This window comes from Streptomyces sp. NPDC059957 (assembly GCF_042730015.1).
GTDB lineage: Bacteria > Actinomycetota > Actinomycetes > Streptomycetales > Streptomycetaceae > Streptomyces.
On record NZ_JBHWMB010000081.1, the window covers coordinates 1 to 17600 of the forward strand.

The following is a 17600-nucleotide window of genomic DNA, read 5'->3' on the forward strand; positions in this document are numbered from 1 at the left end:
GTGTCTGGTGCCGCACCTCGCCGCGTTGTCGTCACTCGCCGACGCTCCGCGTCGACTCCCTCCTCCGCCTTGCGATCCACGGCACCAGACACCGCTCCCTGATCCGGCCCGATCGGCAAGACACCCCCTAGGCAGGCTCGGCCACGGGGTCGGCGGCCGGAACCTCGGCCCGCTCGCCGCTCCGGGGCAGGCGGCGCAGCGCCAGGGCCATGGCGGCCACCGTGTAGGCGCACAGCACCGCGACCCCGGCCCACCAGGGCAGCGGGAAGTACCCCGCGGAAGGCGCGTAATGAGCGGTGACCTGCGGGTACTCCACCAGGGTCTGCTGTACGGCGAAACCGGCGGCCGGCGTCACCCGGAGCAGCCACTGCGCGAGTCCGTCGCTCAGCAGGGGGACGGTGGACACGGCGTACGGGACCACGACCGCCGAGACGGCGACGAGCACCGCGAGCCAGCGGCGCAGCACCGCGCCGAGGGCCAGGGCGAGCACGGCCGTGAGGGCGAGCACCGCGGAGACGCCGAGGACCACCCGGGCTCCGGTGAGTGCGGACAGCCCCACCACGGGCACCCCGTTCGACTCCAGGACCGCCGCGCCGACCGGCACAGCGATGCCCACGGCGAGCAGCCCGGTCACGAAGGTCACGGCTCCCACGACGACGGCCCGCGCCCCCAACACCGCACGGGTGAGCGGCGCGGCGTCCCCGGACCCGCGGCGACCGGACCCGCCACCGGCGAACCGTACGGCCACCACGAGCACGATGAGCAGGGCGAGGCTCAGACCGGTCAGCATCCCCTCCACGGGGCGGCCGCCCGTGGTGGCCGCGGGCCCGATGTCGCCGACGCCGGTGACGGTGATCGTGCCGCTTTCCTCGACCGCGCCGGACGCCTTGTGGTTCTTCTCCCAGTCGGTGCTGTTCACGTGGCCGACCAGCCCGGCCCGCCAGCTCCCGCCCGCGCCGGCGCCCTCCAGGCGGACTTGGTCGAAGGAACCGGCGGCCTGGGTGAAGCGCACCTGCTCCGTGGCTCCGCCCAGGCCCACCGGCCGCAGCGTCAGGTCGCCGGGAGAGGTGGCGAACAGACCGACCTGCGCCGTCTCGGGCAGTCCGGGCAGCTTCACCGCGGCCACCTTCACCCACCGCTCGCCGTCGGAGGACTCGTAGCCCGTGACGGTGTCGCCCGCCCGGGTCAGCCGGAGCCACCGCGGCGACCGGGCCGAGACCGCGGCGCCGTTGACGGTGCTCCCCGCGATGTCGTGCCGGTAGTCGTGCTGCATCCGCACGCCGTGCTCGCCCGTGACCATCAAGGCCGCGTACGAGGACCCCTGGCGGACGCCGTCCTTGATGATGATCCCGGCCTTCGCCCACGGCACCAGGCCCGGGACGATTCTGTCGTGGTGGGGCGGCGGATAGGTGATGGTGCCCGTCATGGACGTCATCCGGACCGTGATGCTGCCCTCGCGCCCCAGATCCCGGTGCATGAAGGCGAACTGGTCGCTGACCGCGGTCCCGTCCGGACCGGTGGGGTCGGCCGGGCAGGTGCCGGCGCAGGACGCGTGGTTGCCGAACGCGTAGAGCAGCCCGAGGGCGAGGACCATCAGGGCCGCCGTGACCAGGGCGATCAGTCGGGCCGGACGCAGGAAGCGGGTCCACTCCTGCCGGAGGAGTTCGTTGTGTGTGAGCATGCTTCGGTTCTACGCAGCCGGCCGTAACGGGGTCCGAACCGCCGCTGTCATGACGCTGTTAGGTGCCGCGGGGCATGCTGGACGCCATCGGACGGGACGGGGAGTGGAACCATGGTCACACAACGGAGCGGGACCGTCGGACGGCGGTTCACTATTCTCTACGCCACGGTCTTCCTGCTCTCCGGGATCGGGCTGATCGGCCTGATCTACCTGTTCGCCCGCTCCGACGTGGCCGTGACCGCTCCCGGACGGCAGCCGCCGCCGGGCGGGCCGGCCACGGGCGTCGCCCAGCACGTCCTCGACCTCGAACGACAGCTCGCGGACGTACATGCCCAGCAGTCCAGGCAGCTCCTGTTCGGGTCGCTGATCGCGATCGTCGTGATGGCAGCGGTCTCGCTCCTGCTCGGCCGGATCCTCGCCGGGCACGTTCTGCGCCCGCTGCGCCTGATCACCGCGGCCACGCGGCGGATCTCCGCGGACACGCTGGACCAGCGGCTCGCCGTGGCCGGGCCCGACGACGAGGTCAAGGAGCTCGCGGACACGGTGGACGGCCTCCTGGCACGCCTGGAGGCCGCGTTCGCCGCGCAACGGCGCTTCGTGGCCAACGCCTCGCACGAACTGCGCACTCCGCTGACGACGATCCGGGCATCGCTCGACGTGGCCGTGGCCAAACCGCAGCCCGCGCCGCAGACGCTCGCGCTCGCCGGCCGGGTGCGTACCGAACTGGACCGGGTGGACCGCCTGTTGGAAGGCTTCCTCGTCCTGGCCCGGGCCCAGCACGGGGTTCTCCCCGACCGGGTCCCCGTCTCGCTCGCCGAACTGGCGGGAGAGGCGCTGGACGCCAGGGCCGCCGCCGTCGCGGAGAAGAACCTGACCGTCGAGGACGGGTCGGCGCCGCGGGCGTGGACGCGGGGCAGCCCGGCGCTGCTGTCCCGGCTGGTGCAGAACCTGATCGACAACGCGATCGTGCACAACCAGGGGGGCGGCTGGATCCGGATCGCCACCGAGGACGGCACCGGCGCGGAGGACGACTCCTGGGTCCGCCTCGTCGTCGAAACCGGCGGAAGCGTCCTCGACCAGGAGCAGGTGGACCGGCTGACGCAGCCGTTCGAGCGGCTCGGCGCCGACCGGACCGGATCGCAGGAGAGTTCAGGACTGGGACTGTCGATCGTCGCCGCCATCGTCTCCGCGCACGGAGGCCGGCTCGACCTCCGCGTCCGCCCGGAAGGCGGACTGAAGGTGACGGCCGCGATGCCGTCGGCGGCCGCCCCGAACGGCTCGGACGACCTGATCGGGGGGACGCCGTGAGGATCCTGGTCGTCGAGGACGCGCGCTCCCTCGCCGAGGTGGTCGCCGAGGGACTGCGCGACCAGGGAATGGCCGTGGACCTCGCGTACGACGGGCTGGCCGCCGCGGCCAAGCTCGACGTCAACGCGTACGACGTGGTGGTCCTCGACCGGGACCTGCCCGGCATCCACGGCGACACGCTCTGCCGGATGGTCACCGAGCGGGACGACCGCGCGATGGTGCTGATGCTGACCGCCGCCGGATCACCGGGCGACCGGGTCAGCGGCCTCACCCTGGGCGCCGACGACTACCTCGCCAAACCCTTCCACTTCCCCGAACTGATCCTGCGCATCCGCTCCCTGGCCCGCCGCAGGCCCGCGGCCCGGCCCCGCACGCTGCGCGCCGCCGGAATCGAACTCGATCCGGTCCACCGCACCGCCCTGCGGGACGGCGCCCGCCTGGAGCTCTCCGTCAAGGAGTTCGCCGTCCTGGAGGCACTGCTCCGGGCTGGCCCCGGATTCCTGAGCGCCGAGGCCCTCCTGGAACAGGTGTGGGACGAGAACGCGGACCCGTTCACCAACACGGTCGCGGTCACCATGGGACGCCTGCGCCGCAAACTGGGCGCCCCGCAGATCATCACGACCACCCCCGGCGTGGGCTACCGCATCGCGGACCCCGCCTCCGGCTGACCTCCGGCGTGCCCGGGCCGGCCGTTGGCGCATGCCGCCGAAGGATCTGCGAGGACCGGGACGGATAATGGCACGGCACGTACCGAGCGGAGAGTTGAAGAAGCGATGGCGCTGAAAGAAGGCCGGCGGGTGAGGCTGGCGGCAGACGTCCGGCTGACCGACTGGGTGGCGATGACGGAGGACCCCTCCGCCACGGCGGGGGCCGTCGCCGGTTCGCTGTCCCTGGCGGCGGGTACCGAGGGCACCGTGGAGCGGGTGGTCGAGCACGACCTGCAGACTCCGGAGTCCCGCGAGTACGAGAGGCTGGGCTCGCTCCTCGACGCCTACGGCACGGGGATGCCGGCGGAGAGCAAGAAGCAGCTGGAGGAGAAGGTCGCCGGGCTGGAACCCGCGTGGAACGCCTACCGGGCGGAGCCGCTCCGGGTGACCGTCCGGGTGCGCTTCGACAACGGATTCATCCTCGACGACGCGGACGAAGACCTCTTCGCCCCCGCCTGACAGGGCGGGCTCACGGGGCCAGGGCCGCGTCCACCGCCGCCTCGGCGTGCAGGCGGGCAGTGGGGAAGAGCGGGACGGGGCTGTCCGCGGGGCCGATGAGGAGTTCGATCTCCGTGCACCCCAGGACGACTCCCTCGGCGCCCTCGGCGACGAGGTCCTCGACGACCCGGCGGTACGCCGCGCGCGATTCCTCGCGGACGACGCCGAGACAGAGCTCCTCGTAGATCACCCGGTGTACGAGCGCCCGCCCGTCGGGATCCGGCACGAGGACGTCGAGCCCGCCGGCGGCCAGGCGGCCCCGGTAGAAGTCCTGTTCCATCGTGAACGCGGTGCCCAGGAGCCCCACCCGGCGCAGTCCGGCGTCGCGGACGGCAGCCGCCGTGGTGTCCGCGAGGTGCAGAAGCGGGACGGAGACGGCCGCCTCGACCGAGTCGGCGACCTTGTGCATGGTGTTGGTGCAGATCAGCAGGAGCTCCGCGCCCGCCGCCTCCAGCGACCGGGCGGCGTCGGCCAGTGCCTCGCCGGCTTCCTCCCAGCGGCCTTGGACCTGCAACCGCTCGATCTCCGCGAAGTCCACGGAATAGAGCACGCAGCGTGCGGAGTGGAGTCCGCCGAGGCGCTCGCGGGTCCGCTCGTTGAGGATCCGGTAGTACTCCGCCGTCGACTCCCAGCTCATACCGCCGATCAACCCGATCGTCTTCATGCGCCCACCATAAGAGAGAGTCTGCAATTCCCGCTCATCCATAAGTCGGACTTTGAGTGTCTGGGTCTTCTGTGGGTGGGCCCTCCAGCTCGTCCAGGACCCGGTGCACCGGCCGCCGCAGGGCGACGGCCATGGGCCGGGGGTCCGCGCGGGCGTAGGCGGCCAACCCCTCGCGGGCGGCGGCCACGGCGGCCCGCGGATCGTCTCCCGACAAGACCTGCTCGATGGCCCGGGCGGTGAGCGAGGCCAGGTCGGGAACCCACAGCCGAGCCCTGGCAAGATCGGGAGCGAGGTCCTCCCGGCCGCTGAACGCGGCCACCTCCCCGGCCAGTGTCGCCACGTGCACGGCGAGCCCGTCGACGATGGCGATGCGCCCGGCCAGGAGGCGCACGGTGCCGCGCTGACGGCGGTGCAGGGGGTTGAAGCGCAGGGCGCGTTCGGCTTCGCGGGCGCGTGCGGCGCCCGCGTGCACCGCTTCGACGTGGGTGTGCACCCGGGTGCGATTGTCGCGGGCGGCGGCCGGCCCGCCGCCCAGCACCGCCGCCGTGCCGGTGAGGGAACGGCCCAGGCGGGCCCCGCAGTCGTCGGAGACGGCCTCCAGGATGCGCTGGGGGTCGGGCGGCCACAGCAGCGGAGCGAGGAGGATGGTGACGGCCGCGCCCGCCGCGGTCTCCCAGACGCGGTCCAGCGCGTAGGAGTCGGGGGAGGCATTGGCGAAGACAAGCAGCGATGACAGGGCGACCTGGAGATTGAGTGCGCCCCCGGCCCGCAGGACCATGCCGACACCGAGGCCCAGGGCCACCACCAGGGTCAGGGTGAGGGTGGAGGGCCGCCACAGGTTCAGGACGGCGATCGCGATCAGCACGCCCGCCACGACCCCCAGGATCCGCTGCAGCGAGGTGCCCAGGGCCGTCATCGGATCACCGCGCAGGGCCACCAGGGGGACGAGCGCCGCGAACACCGGCGGCTGGTCGGCGCCCAGCCACAGCGCGGTCTGCCAGGCGAGGGCCACGGTGACCACGATCCGGGCGGCCACCGGACCCTCGGTGCGCAGCAGCGCCCGGGCCCGCCCGGCACGCCCGGCCCGTCGTGCCGGGGAGTCGGTGAGATCGGTCATCCGTTCCCTTCGGTGTGCCCCCGGCACGGACGGTTCAGCCGCGGTGGATCCGGTCCACGCCGTACCACTTCGACACACAGGCGGAGACCCAGTCCCGCTCGTAGGTCCGCGTGAAGAAGGGCTCGGCGAGACTGCCGATGTACAGGGGCTTGTAGGCCACGTCCGCCGCTCCCCGCTCGGCCGCGGCCTCGATGCGCGCGTTCTGCGCGTCCCAAGCGATCGAGCGGGCGACCGTCGCGGTCGTGAGCCGCTGGAGCTCCGGGACCAAGGCGGCCACCGAGGCCAGCGCGAGGCAGCCCGCCGCCACGGCGCCGGCCAGGAGCGCCGGGCCGGCGCTCCGGTGCTGCCGGAGCCGCCGCCCGCCCCACGCCCCCGCCAGGGCGCCGTAGCCGCAGAGCGCCAGCTCCATCGGCACCAGATAGCTCGTCCAGGTACGGGCGTACGTCCAACCGGTCGGCCCGTAGCCGCTGCGCAGGCCCACCACGACGGCGAACGAGCCCAGGACCACCACCGCCACCGGGATCAGCAGGAGGGCGATCAGCGTGCCGCGCGGCACGGCCCGAAGCGGCTCCCGCTCCGCGGGCCCGGGACCGCCGCGCCGGCCCCTCCCCAGGACCATCGCCAGCCCCAGCAGCACGCCGACGGCCGCGGCCCCGAGGTAGGCCGGCCGCCCGGTGACGGACTCCCACATGCGCACCCAGTCCCCGAAGGTGGCCCGGAGCCCGCCGGCGGACAGCAGGGACTCCTCGGCCGGATGCTGTGCCCGGCGCCACCGGGCACCGGGGGAGGTGTAGAGCACGATCAGGCCGCTGACCAGGCCCGCGCACCAGACGAGGCACCAGGTGAAGGGCTGCCCGTTCCGTGCGAGTCCGAGCCGGGGCAGGCAGAGCAGGCCGACCAGCGTCGCGAGGAGACCGCTGACGAGCGCGAACGGCTCGCTCAGGGTCCCGATGGCGAAGGCGATGACGAACGCGGCGACCAGGCCGGTCACCCGGATGGCGGTGCGGGGATGGGTGGCGGTCCGCAGGGCCAGCAGGAGCGCCCACACGCCGATGACGCTCGGCACGGTGTGCGAGATCGTGGCGGGGGCCCACAGCAGGACCTGGTAGCTGCGCGGGCCCGCGAAGTAGACCAGGGCCTGGATGACCAGGGCGCACGCGATCAGGGCCGGCAGTCGGGGCCTGCCGCCGGTGAACCGGACGAACTCGCGGCCCAGCAGCACCAGTCCCACGGTGAACGCGACGGCTATGACCGTGGGCAGGATCTTGGCCCCGACCAGTCCGTCGCCGTAGATGATCCCGCTCAGGAAGGCGTTGGTGATCCTGCCGTTCTGGGTCATGTAGAAGTCGGAGGTGATGCCGAAGACCCCCATGTCGCGCGACTTCCACGCGGCGCACCAGTCGTCGGACGTGGGCCGCACGTAGAGACCGAGGAAGCATCCGACGGCGACCAGGGCCCCGGCCGCCGCGACGAGCACCGCCCCGGTGGCCGTGAGGACTCCGCGCAGGTGCGGACGGCGCCGGACACGGGTGTTCCCCGCCCTCCGCTCCTCGGTCTCGTCCTGGACCTCGACTGTGGTCATGTACCTGTCCTTCGCAGCGGAAGCCGGCCGTGAGGAGCGGCCGACGCGCCCGCCGCCCGCGGTGGACTCGGGCCCCATGATGTGCACGCCCCGCGGCCCCCGGCATCCCGGGTGCGCCAGGACGGGTACGGGGCCGCGGGCCCCTCCGCGCTCCCGGGTCACCCGCGCGGCGGGCCTTCCGTGGCGGCCTGAGCGGGGCTCTCCCAGGATGAGGAGCCAGGGTCCGTACGCATGCGGGCCCGGCGGAGGGAGCGGCGATGCCAGGTGTCCGGCCCGGCCGTTGGGCGGTCGTCACGGCGGCCTTGGCGAGCGTCGCCGTACCCGTGTGCACCTCGGGCCAGCCCGCGGCCCGGCACCCGGGGCACGCCACCGGGTACGACGCCCGGCAGTACGGGGCGGGTCACCCCGGGGACCGGCGGGACGCCGGGCACGAGGACGGCGGCCCGGCGCAGTTCGTCCTGCCCGTGGGGCACCGGGCCCGTTCCGCCGCCGAGCCCGGACACGCCCGGCCGGCGGCCCTCGAGGCCCCCACCGCCGGCCTCCTGTCCAACACGACCGGCGCCGAAGGCGTTCCGCCGGCCCTCGCCGCGGACGCGCGGTACGTCCGGGGGAGCCACGTCCTGCGGCTGGCCTCCGGCCGGTGGATGTACCTTCCCGACGACAAGAGGGCCTCCGCAGTGGTCGCCGCCGGCCATCCGCCCGCCCTGCGGCAGATCGAACGCAGCCGCGCCTGGCTGGCCACCGGCCGGATCCCCGGCGCCTCGCCCGAGCAGCGCGCGACGGCCGAGCGGGCCCTGCTGGCCATGCGCGCCCTGCTCCGGCCCAACGGAGCCCTGGCGGCGGGCTGGAGCCACGGCTGGAAGTACTCCTGGCCGCGCGACTCCAGCTTCGCCTCCGCGGCCTTCGCGCACACCGGCCACGACGCCGAGGCCCACCGGATCCTGAGCTACAGCGCCGCGACCCAGCGAGCGGACGGCACCTGGGAAGCGCGTACGAAGCTCGACGGATCGGGGCCGCCCGATGCCAGGAGCGCCCAGCTCGACGCCAACGGCTGGGTCCCCTGGGCCACCTGGCAGTGGTACCAGAAGGCCCCCCGGGCCACCCGCGGGGCCCGGCTGGCCACCCTCTACCCGATGATCCGCAAGGCGGCCGACCGCGCGGCGGGCTCCCTCCGGGCGGACGGACTGCCCCCGGCGTCCCCCGACTACTGGGAGCTGACGACGGCGACCCCGAACATCGGCACGGCCGCCCCGCTGCTCGCCGGGCTCAACGCCTCCGCCGACCTCGCCCGCGAGGCGAACCGGCCCCAGGACGCTGCCCGCTGGGCGGCTGCTGCCCGGCGGCTCTCCGCCGGGATCTCCCGGCGCTTCCTGCCCCTGGGGTACCAGCGCACCGTGGACGGACGCCACGGGCACGACAGCGCGGTGGCCTTCATGGCGCCCCCCTTCAACGAAGCCCCCGCCGGCCTTGCCGGGGCGCTGGACACCACGTACCGGGAACTCCTGCTGCCCAACGGCGGGCTGACCCCCGGGAACGATCCCGGGGCGCGCTGGGGCGCGTACGCCTGGACACCCAGTACGTCCTTCTTCGCGCTCGCCTGGGCCGGCACGGGCCGGCCCGAGAAGGCCGGGCGGGTTCTGGACTGGGTCCTCTCCAAGCGGAACGCGCTCGGCGAACTGCCGGAGAAGGTGGACGGGAAGGGCCGGCCCTCCTCGGTCGCACCCCTCGCGTGGACGGGCTCCATCGCCGTCCTGGCGCTGGTGGCGCTCGACGGCCCGGGGCTCCCGACCCCGCCCCTGCGCCCTTAGACCGCGTACGCCCCGGGACTTCGGACGGGCTGCGTTCCCCCACCCGGCGGCGGCACGCTCAGCGCTGCGACCCGGGACCCGCGGCGATGTCCGCCGCGCCCTGCGACGGCGGGACGGCCGGGTACCAGGGTGCGTAGGGCGGCCGGTTGCTGACCGGCCTGGGGGCGTTCGGGGGAGGGGTCGTCAGGTGCAGGGCGGCGTCCAGGCCGAGAACGGCGCCGATGGCGGGGCCGTCCGGGGGAGCCACGGCCGCCGGGGCGCCCGTGTAGTACATCTGGGACTCGTACCAGGACGGTCCGCGGTCCGTGTTCCAGTCGGCGACGGTGCCCGTACCGGCGCGGCCCACGAGCAGGTCACCCGCGACTCCGACGGAGCCGTAGCCGCCCTGGCCGCCCAGAGTGGTGACCGGGGAGAACCTCGGTCCGCCCGGGTGGTAGGTGGCCAGGCTCTTTTCGACGGTGCCCGCGCCGGGGCGCCGGAAGAACAGCGCGACGCCGTCGCCCTCGGGGACCGCCGAGAGCGGTCCGGCGGTCCACGGAAGCTTGGTCGGCACGGGGGGACCGAAGGGAGCGCCCGGTGCGCGCTGGACCCAGGCCAGCACGGTCCTGGTCGTGGCCACGTACACATGGCGCCGGCCGTCCGAGTCCGTGGCGGTGACCGGGTCGCCCCAGAGCGGGTCCTTCCGGAGGGCGGAGCCGCCCAGGGACGACCAGGCGCCGAAGGCGCCGTCGGGGGCCGACTGCGCGCTGGCGCGCAGGAAGCGCCGGGTGTCGCGGACGTAGACGGTCATCCGGCCGGTACGGTCCACGGCCACGGCCGGCGCGCTGATCGCCGAGCCGTCGGCGAGGTGGTCCGTGTCCGGGGTGCCCAGGGACCGCCACGGGCCGAAGGCGCCGTCGGGCGCCGTCTGGACGCGGTACACGATCTCGCGTTTGAATCCCTGGGGTGTGGTGCCCAGCGTGGTCCGGGTACCGAAGACCCCGACCCTGCCGTCGGGGAGCCGGACCGCCGTGGCACCCGTGTCCATCCAGGTCCCGTCGAGGAAGCGGGGCCCCTGCCAGGCGGCCTTGGGACCACTGCGCGACCAGTAGGCCATCCGGCCGTCCAGCACGCTGAAGGCCCACAGATTGCCGGGTGTGCCCTCGGTCATCCAGGAGCTGCCGTCGCCCCGGCCGTAGCGGATGGTCCGGTTCCAGCCGGGATAGGCGCCCTGGGGCCGGGTGGCCAGCTTGCGGTCGCCGCAGCCGGCGGGGCTGCCGCACCAGTTGACGCGGTCCATCCAGGCGTAGGTCTTGAGGTAGTCGAGCTTCTCCGCGGCGGGCTTCGGGTCGAGGGCGGGCGGCAGGCCGGTGTTCGGATAGCTCACGTAGTTCTGGACCGAGAAGTGCGGCCGGTCCGTGGACTTCGCGTAGCGTTCGGTCGCGGCCTGCACGAAGCGGGCGCCGTATATGTGGTCCTGGTGGTCGGCCTTGCCGGGGCCGGGCGTCGGGTCCTGCGTCCGTATGGTGGTCGGCCGGTACATCGCGAAGACCGCCGCGATGGCATCCACGACCTGGTCCTTGGTGTACGAGAACCCGGACGGCTTGACCGGCGTCGCCGAGCTCAGCTGGACACCCAGGGTGGGTATCCGGCCGTCCCACAGCCCGCGCAGGCTGACCGGAACGTCCTTGGTGATCTCGCCGGCCTCCCGCAGCTGCATCCACACCAGGTTGACCTCGGGCCGCGCCACGAGGACGTCCACCTCGGCGCTCCCGCCGCCGACGGTGGGTATGGAGCGGCGCTCCCAGGCGCTGGCGCGGTTTCCGGTGGCCATCTGCGCGTAGGCGGCCCGTACGCCGTTCTGCCTGCCCTCCGCGTAGGCGGCGTGGTCGGCGGGGCGCACGGGGTCCTGCAGCTGTCCTTCGTGGGCCTCGTTGTGGCCGTCGGCCTGGCCGGCGGTGAGATAGACGGTGGTGACCTTGATGCCCGTCGATATGGTGCGGCTCACATCGGGGTTCATGAAGTACAGGTCGTCGTCGGGATGCGCGACCACCTGGAGGACCGTGCCCCCGGTCACACTCGGGCGGGGCGCCGTCGCGGGCGTCTCGAGCTCCGGTGCGGTTCCGTCGGTGTAGGCCCATGCCGTCACCCCGACGGTGCCGACGGTGAGCGCGGTGAGCACGGCCGCGAGGCGGGTGCGGCTGGCCAGGGACATCTGCGAAGCCTCGGGAATCGATCGGGCGGGTGCGAATTTGGGCTGCGGGGTGGGTCGACGCCCCGTTGGCCCCACCGCTTTCCGGAGACGACCGGGTCCGATTATGCCTCGCGCGCGTGCGCCTGACGAACCGTCAGGCCCTTTATGTGTAGCCATCAGGTGACTTTCACCTGTATCGCCCGAGTTTGGCAACTTTGTCCGTATGTGTCGCGAGTGGGTTCTCGCCCTGCGCCCAGGCGAACCGTGCCGCCCCGTCGAGCGTGCAGGACCGGCGCATCCGGCTGTTCGCGGAGTCCATCCCCTGGTGGGAGCGGCATTTGCCGCAATCCCGACACCTGACGCGGAGTCGGCGGCCAGGCCGCACCCCTCGCCGGTGGCCGCGCGGGAGGGTACCTCTCATGTGATCGGATCCACACGGCGGGCACCCTCGCCCGAGGCCCGCAGACGGGCGGCCCGGCAGTCCGGCGGCGTCGGCGTTCGCGTCGAATCCGTCGCGCGCGGCGGCAGTACGCACCCCTCGCGAAGATCAACATATAGGGCCGAGGAGGGCTTGCGGCAAGGCCCGGGGCGTGGCGAAGAATCGCCTGCCGAAGCCGGGGATCCAGGGTCCTCCGCCTCTACCGATGTGCCGGAAAGGGGAGTCGCCGGATGCGTGTGGTGTTGTCGACGTACGGGTCGCACGGGGCCGTGGAGCCGATGGCGGGGCTGGCGGTCAGGTTGCGGGAACTCGGTGCGGAAGTGCGGATGTGCGCGCCGCCCGACGAGGAGTTCGCCGTACGCCTGGCCGGGCTCGGCGTGGAGTTGGTGCCGGCCGGCAGCCCGGTGCGCCTGCTGGTGACCTCGGTGACGCCGGGATCGGCCGAGGGGCCGGCGCAGCGGGCGGCGGATCTGATGGCCGCACAGTCGACATCGTCGCCGCGGCGGCCGAGGGGGCGGACGCGCTCGTGGCGACCGGTCCCCTGCCGGTCACCGCGGGCGCGCGCTCGGTGGCCGAGAAGCTGGGCCTGCGCTACGTGCACGCGAGCCACCAGCCCGTCAGTCTGCCGTCGTCCCACCGGCCCCCGCCCGCCCGGCGGGGGCAGCCGCTGCCGCCGGGCGCCACCGACAACCAGGCACTGTGGGACCTGGACGCCCGCATCGCGCACACCATGTTCGGCGAGACGCTCGACGCCCTGCGGGCGGCGGCCGGCATGGCGCCGGTGGACTCCGTCCGTGACTACGCCTTCACCGACCACCCGTGGCCGGCCACGGACCCGTTCCTCTCCCCGTGGCAGCCGACGGGACTCGGCGTGGTGCAGACCGGAGCATGGTGCGCACCGGACGAACGTCCGCTCCCCGCCGAACTGGTGGAGTTCCTGGACGACGGCCCCCCGCCCGTCTACGTCGGCTTCGGCAGCATGCCCCCGGGCACCCTCGCAGAAGTCGCACGAGGAGCCGTCGAAGCGATCCGTGCGCGGGGCCGCCGCGCAGTCGTCTCCCGGGGCTGGGCCGGACTGACCCTGACCGGCGGCCGGGACGACTGCCTCCTCGTCGACGAGGTCAACCATCGGGCACTCTTCGCCCGGGTGGCAGCGGTCGTGCACCACGGCAGCGCGGGCACCACGACGACCGCCGCCCTGGCCGGAGTGCCCCAGGTGGTGCTGGCGCAGGGGGCGGACCAGCCCTACTGGGCCGGCCGGGTCACCGGCCTGGGCATCGGTGCGGCTCACGAGGGCCCGGCCCCTGCGGCCGGGTTCCTGTCGGCCGCGCTGCGCACGGCCCTGGCCCCCGAGACCCGCGCCCGGGCGGCCTCCGCGGCCGCCGCGGTCCGCACCGACGGGACGACGGTGGCGGCGCGCCTGCTCATCAAGGGGACCACCCGGGCCGCCCCGACCGCATGACCCCGACTCCGGTCGAGGTCGCCCGGTCGCCCCGTCCCGCAGTCGCCCCATCCCGCAGTCGCTCCGTCGCTCCTTCGCGATCGGCGGTGCACACCCGCCGCCGTCCGGGGGCCCGGGCGGCGGCCCCGGACGGGCCCGCCCTCATCCGCTCGGCCCAGCAGGACGGCGGCCCGAATCCGCAGGCCGGGGCCGTACGTTCCGCATCCCGTGGGAGCTGCCGTCTAGCCCGGCCCGCCCTACGGATGGGAACCTGAGCCTGCCGCTCAGCCGAGCGCGGGCGCCCACTCACCCCCGATCTCGTGTGCGCCCTGGGGCCTGTCGACAAGGGAGTTCACCGCATGCAGACCCGTTTAGCCGATGATGCGCGCAAGCGAGTGGTGTGGGGGATAGCCCTCGTCCTGATCGCGGTCACGGCGCTCCTCGGAGTCAGGCCGGGGGCCGCCACGGCGACCGCCCTGCCCGCCCCGCCCGTACCCGCGCTCACCTGGGGCCCCTGCGCCGACGACCAGGGCGACGGCTTCGAGTGCGCGACCGCCCAGGTGCCGCTGGACTACCGCCGGCCCACGGGAAGCACGATCCCGCTGGCCGTCACCCGCAAGCTCGCGGCCGACCCGGCCCACCGGACCGGCGTCCTCGTGCTGCACCCCGGCGGACCCGGAAATTCCGGCGTCAACTTCGCCCGCAACAGTTACGCCGCTCTCCCCGCCGCCCTCCGTGACGGCTTCGACGTCGTCGGGTACGACATGCGGGGCGTGGCGCGCAGCGGCCAGGTGGAGTGCTGGAACGACGCGGAGTACTCGGCAGCCGTCGACGCCGCGCGCGGGGTCCCCGGACCGGGAGCCCTGCAGACCGCCCTCCGGCAGGGCCAGGAGTTCGCCGCGGCCTGCCGGGAACGCGCCGGCGGCCTCGTGCCGTTCATCGGCACCGGGTCGAACGCCAAGGACCTCGACCTGCTGCGCCAAGCCCTCGGCGAGGAGACGCTCACCTTCTACGGCCGCTCCTTCGGCAGCTACGTCGGCACCGTGTACGCTGCCCAGTTCCCCCGGCGCGTGCGTGCCATGGTCCTGGACGGGGGCTACGATCCGCGCCGCTACGCCGACGTCCCGTACGCCTACGACGCCGTGCAGTTCACCGCGCTGGACGCGGCGATGGGCCGGTTCCTCGACTGGTGCGCGCAGAACGCCACCGCCTGCGGATTCGGTGCGGGCAAGCCCCGGGAAGCCTTCGAACAGCTCAAGCGGGACCTCGACGCCGATCCGGTCATCACCCCGAGCGGACGTCCGGCCACCGGCTACACCCTCGCCTACCGCCTGATGTTCAACATCAACTCCGGCAAGGAGATCTGGCCCTACCTGGGCGAGGCACTGGCCGCGGCGCAGGCGCGCAAGTCCACCTTCCTGCTGTCACCCCCCTCGCCGGGTTCCTTCGACTTCCTGAGCGTCAACCTGGCCGTCGAGTGCGCCGACCGCGTCTACCCGACGAGCCGGCTCCTCCTGGGCGCCATGGTCGGAGCGCAGTCCGCCTCGGCGCCCCTGCTCGGGCCGCCCATCGGCCTCGGGCCGCCCACCTACGACCACAACCACGCGCCCGCCTGCGCGCAGTGGCAGGCAGAACGCCCGAGCCGCTACGAGGGCTCCTACCGGGCGGCCGGGTCCGCCCCGATCCTGGTCCTCGGCACGACCGGAGACCCCGACACCCCGTACCGCGACTCCGTGGCCCTGGCCGGGACGCTCGAGACCGGACGGCTGCTGACCTTCGACGCCGAGGGTCACACCGCCTACAACCGGAGCGCTTGCGTGAGCGCGCTCGTCAACGACTACCTGGCCACCCTGGCCCTGCCCGCACGGGGCACCGTCTGTGCGGACGAGACGCCTCCGGAGGCGCTCGGCCGGCGCACCACCGGTCCCGTGGAAGCCGACGAGACGAACGACGTGATCCCCACCCTGCGCTGACGGGGGATCCGCCTCGGCCGCCCGCCTCGGCCGGCCGCCTCAGCCGGCCGTCGCGGGTGAGCCGGGGCGGGTCAGGCGGGCGAGGTAGCGGGCCAGTCCGGTCGCGTCCTCGCCCGCCCAGCCCACGTACCCGTCGGGTCGGACCAGGAAGAGCCCCTTGCCGTACGGCTCGTACGCTCCGATCCGGTGGACGTGCAGGAACTCCGGTATCACCGGCGGCAGTTCGGCATCCGTTCCGACGGCCAGCAGGGTGAACTGCGGCCCCCGGAACAGGTCGAAGAGCCTGCGCCCGTCCGGCAGCGGCCCGTCGGGGGCCCTGTCACCGGACTCCAGGGCGCCCGCGGCCCCCTCGGAGAGGGGGCCGCCCCGGTAACCCAGGCCGAGCTGGCGGGTGGCGTCGCCCCGCTCCTCCTGGCCGCGGTGGATCCGCGTGGACAGCCCCAGTACGTGCGCGGCGACGGGCTGACGCTCCTGCTCGTAGGTGTCCAGGAGCCCGGGTTCCGCACCGTGGCGCAGGACCTGTCCGAGCTTCCAGCCGAGGTTGTAGGCGTCCTGCACGCTGGTGTTGAGGCCCTGGCCGCCGGCGGGGGAGTGCACGTGGGCCGCGTCGCCCGCGAGCAGCACCCGGCCGTCGCGGAACCGGTCGGCCATGGCGGCGCGCGGCCTGAAGTCGGAGGCCCACCGGACCTCGATGACGTCCTGCGCGCTCAGGTGGGTCAGCGCGGCGACCGCGGCGGGGATGTCGAGATCGTCTGTCCGCGCGACGAATTGGTGCTCGTCGGTCCCGGGCAGCGGGCACAGCGCGGCGAAACCGCCGTCCGGGCCCGGGAACAGGTGCCAGTGGTCGCGGTCCAGGGCCCCGGGACGCAGCCGGACGTCGGCCACGACCATCGGGGCGGGATCCACGGTCTCGCCGGTCATGCCGATGCCCAGGGCCTTGCGGACGGTGGAGCGGCCCCCGTCGGCGGCGACCAGGTAGGCGGCGCGCAGCACACTGCCGTCCGAGAGGTGCGCGCTGACCCCGTCGGCGTCCTGGTCGAAGCCGGTCAGGGCGGCGCCGAAGCGGATCCGGCCGCCGAGCCCGGTGAGGCGCTCGAACAGGATCTCCTGGGTGCGCCACTGGGGCAGCAGCCGGGCCCGCGGATGCGGCTCGGTGTCCGTGGGGCCGCCGACGCCGGCGTCACCGAGCATGTCGTGCTCGCCGACCGGCAGGCCGTCCTGCCAGATCTGCCCGAGGGGTGCGTGCGCACTCGCCTCCCTTACCGCGTCCCCCACGCCGAGGTCGTCGAGGACCTCCAGGGTCCTGGGCTGGAGCCCCTTGCCCCGCGAGCCGGGGAAGAGGGCGTCGGCCCGCTCGACGACCAGTGCGTGGACGCCGCGGCGGGTGAGGTCGATGGCCAGGGCCAGTCCCGTGGGGCCTGCGCCGACGACGAGCACGTCGGGAGCCCCGATTTCCTTAACGTTGTTAAGTTCGGTCATGAGCACGAGAATGTGCTTAACGCTGTTAAGTTGTCAAGGTGGTGAGAGAAGAACGAGAAGCGAAACCCGAACGGGCCCGGCTCGACCGGGCGACGGTGGCCGCCACCGCCCTGCGGCTGCTCGGCGACGTGGGCCTGGAGGGGCTGACCCTGCGGGCCATCGCCAAGGAGCTGGACGTCAAGGCACCCGCCCTGTACTGGCACTTCAAGGACAAGCAGGCCCTGCTCGACGAGATGGCCACCGAGATGTTCCGCCGGATGACGGCGGACCTGGACGCGGCCCGCCCGCCCGAGGACTGGGTGCGGGCACTGGAGGCCGCGATGCGGGGCCTGCGGGGGCACCTGCTGCGCTACCGGGACGGAGCCAAGGTCTACAGCGGCACGCACTTCACCGACATCAGCTACGCCGCTCCGATGGAGGCCCATCTGCGGACGCTCGTCGCGGGCGGCTTCACCGCCGCAGGGGCGGCACGGGCCTGGTTCACCGCGTACAGCTACACCATCGGGTACGTGATCGAGGAGCAGTCGATGGGCCCGCCGCCCGGCTCGGACGGTGAGGGCTACGACCTCGAGGCCCGCGCCGAACGGCTTGCCGACTTCCCACTGGCGGCCGAGGCGGGCCCGGAGATGTTCCGCGATCAGGACGCCGGCTTCGAAGCGGGCCTCGCGGCGGTGCTCGCGGGCATCGCCGCGACCCTGCTCCCGCCGGCTGCGCGGCCGGCGCCGTAGGC

General features: G+C 73.8%; 12 protein-coding genes and 1 pseudogene. 7 read left to right on the forward strand and 6 right to left on the reverse strand.

Annotated features, from left to right (window positions below; genetic code table 11):
- Nucleotides 1-127 precede the first annotated feature (127 nt).
- Nucleotides 128-1681, reverse strand: coding sequence for a hypothetical protein (locus tag ACFWBW_RS35140; RefSeq protein WP_385381635.1), 1554 nt, complete (start codon nucleotides 1679-1681; stop codon nucleotides 128-130).
- Between the two features lie 111 nt (nucleotides 1682-1792).
- Between ACFWBW_RS35140 and ACFWBW_RS35145 the strand changes: the two genes are divergently transcribed.
- From ACFWBW_RS35145 to ACFWBW_RS35155, 3 genes are all read left to right on the forward strand, one after another.
- Complete coding sequence (locus tag ACFWBW_RS35145; RefSeq protein ID WP_385381639.1) at nucleotides 1793-2989, forward strand: sensor histidine kinase; 1197 nt, start codon at nucleotides 1793-1795, stop codon at nucleotides 2987-2989.
- Entirely contained in the window at nucleotides 2986-3657 is a 672-nt protein-coding gene (locus ACFWBW_RS35150; RefSeq protein ID WP_385381642.1) for a response regulator transcription factor, read from the forward strand. Before ACFWBW_RS35145 ends, ACFWBW_RS35150 begins: the two co-directional genes overlap by 4 nt.
- 129 nt (nucleotides 3658-3786) lie before the next feature.
- Nucleotides 3787-4155: a hypothetical protein gene (locus ACFWBW_RS35155; protein WP_385381645.1), complete on the forward strand. Its 369-nt coding sequence runs from the start codon at nucleotides 3787-3789 to the stop codon at nucleotides 4153-4155.
- 10 nt (nucleotides 4156-4165) lie between these two features.
- Here ACFWBW_RS35155 and ACFWBW_RS35160 read toward each other — a convergent pair whose 3' ends face one another.
- Genes ACFWBW_RS35160 through ACFWBW_RS35170 form a run of 3 tightly spaced genes read right to left on the reverse strand, consistent with a single transcriptional unit; the run spans nucleotide 4166 to nucleotide 7557 of the window.
- Nucleotides 4166-4858, reverse strand: coding sequence for an aspartate/glutamate racemase family protein (locus tag ACFWBW_RS35160; protein WP_385381647.1), 693 nt, complete (start codon nucleotides 4856-4858; stop codon nucleotides 4166-4168).
- 34 nt (nucleotides 4859-4892) lie between these two features.
- On the reverse strand, nucleotides 4893-5975 hold the full coding sequence (locus ACFWBW_RS35165; RefSeq protein ID WP_385381650.1) for an aromatic acid exporter family protein: 1083 nt from the start codon (nucleotides 5973-5975) through the stop codon (nucleotides 4893-4895).
- Between the two features lie 34 nt (nucleotides 5976-6009).
- A complete protein-coding gene (locus tag ACFWBW_RS35170) occupies nucleotides 6010-7557 on the reverse strand; it encodes a DUF6056 family protein (RefSeq protein WP_385381653.1) in 1548 nt (515 codons plus the stop codon).
- Between the two features lie 257 nt (nucleotides 7558-7814).
- On the opposite strand from ACFWBW_RS35170, the gene ACFWBW_RS35175 reads away from it, so the two are divergent.
- The gene (locus ACFWBW_RS35175) at nucleotides 7815-9365 is read left to right on the forward strand and encodes a hypothetical protein (protein WP_385381656.1); all 1551 of its coding nucleotides are present in this window, start codon (nucleotides 7815-7817) and stop codon (nucleotides 9363-9365) included.
- A 58-nt stretch (nucleotides 9366-9423) separates the two neighbouring features.
- Here the strand turns inward: ACFWBW_RS35175 and ACFWBW_RS35180 are convergent, their stop codons facing one another.
- Entirely contained in the window at nucleotides 9424-11559 is a 2136-nt protein-coding gene (locus ACFWBW_RS35180; RefSeq protein ID WP_385381659.1) for a PIG-L family deacetylase, read from the reverse strand.
- 648 nt (nucleotides 11560-12207) lie between these two features.
- On the opposite strand from ACFWBW_RS35180, the pseudogene ACFWBW_RS35185 reads away from it, so the two are divergent.
- A pseudogene (locus tag ACFWBW_RS35185) lies at nucleotides 12208-13439 on the forward strand (glycosyltransferase).
- A 338-nt stretch (nucleotides 13440-13777) separates the two neighbouring features.
- Complete coding sequence (locus tag ACFWBW_RS35190) at nucleotides 13778-15391, forward strand: alpha/beta hydrolase (protein WP_385381662.1); 1614 nt, start codon at nucleotides 13778-13780, stop codon at nucleotides 15389-15391.
- 39 nt (nucleotides 15392-15430) lie between these two features.
- Here the strand turns inward: ACFWBW_RS35190 and ACFWBW_RS35195 are convergent, their stop codons facing one another.
- Complete coding sequence (locus tag ACFWBW_RS35195) at nucleotides 15431-16870, reverse strand: FAD-dependent monooxygenase (RefSeq protein ID WP_385381665.1); 1440 nt, start codon at nucleotides 16868-16870, stop codon at nucleotides 15431-15433.
- Nucleotides 16871-16908: 38 nt separating this feature from the next.
- Here ACFWBW_RS35195 and ACFWBW_RS35200 point away from each other — a divergent pair, with 38 nt between their 5' ends.
- Complete coding sequence (locus ACFWBW_RS35200; RefSeq protein WP_385381668.1) at nucleotides 16909-17598, forward strand: TetR/AcrR family transcriptional regulator C-terminal domain-containing protein; 690 nt, start codon at nucleotides 16909-16911, stop codon at nucleotides 17596-17598.
- Nucleotides 17599-17600 lie beyond the last annotated feature (2 nt).

Excerpts from the sequence above, each read along its gene's own strand:
- ACFWBW_RS35165 (WP_385381650.1), bottom strand. The coding sequence starts at position 5,975 with ATGACCGATCTCACCGACTCCCCGGCACGACGGGCCGGGCGTGCCGGG.
- ACFWBW_RS35195 (WP_385381665.1), bottom strand. The coding sequence starts at position 16,870 with ATGACCGAACTTAACAACGTTAAGGAAATCGGGGCTCCCGACGTGCTC.
- ACFWBW_RS35190 (WP_385381662.1), top strand. The coding sequence starts at position 13,778 with ATGCAGACCCGTTTAGCCGATGATGCGCGCAAGCGAGTGGTGTGGGGG.
- ACFWBW_RS35160 (WP_385381647.1), bottom strand. The coding sequence starts at position 4,858 with ATGAAGACGATCGGGTTGATCGGCGGTATGAGCTGGGAGTCGACGGCG.
- ACFWBW_RS35180 (WP_385381659.1), bottom strand. The coding sequence starts at position 11,559 with ATGTCCCTGGCCAGCCGCACCCGCCTCGCGGCCGTGCTCACCGCGCTC.
- ACFWBW_RS35140 (WP_385381635.1), bottom strand. The coding sequence starts at position 1,681 with ATGCTCACACACAACGAACTCCTCCGGCAGGAGTGGACCCGCTTCCTG.
- ACFWBW_RS35170 (WP_385381653.1), bottom strand. The coding sequence starts at position 7,557 with ATGACCACAGTCGAGGTCCAGGACGAGACCGAGGAGCGGAGGGCGGGG.
- ACFWBW_RS35145 (WP_385381639.1), top strand. The coding sequence starts at position 1,793 with ATGGTCACACAACGGAGCGGGACCGTCGGACGGCGGTTCACTATTCTC.
- ACFWBW_RS35175 (WP_385381656.1), top strand. The coding sequence starts at position 7,815 with ATGCCAGGTGTCCGGCCCGGCCGTTGGGCGGTCGTCACGGCGGCCTTG.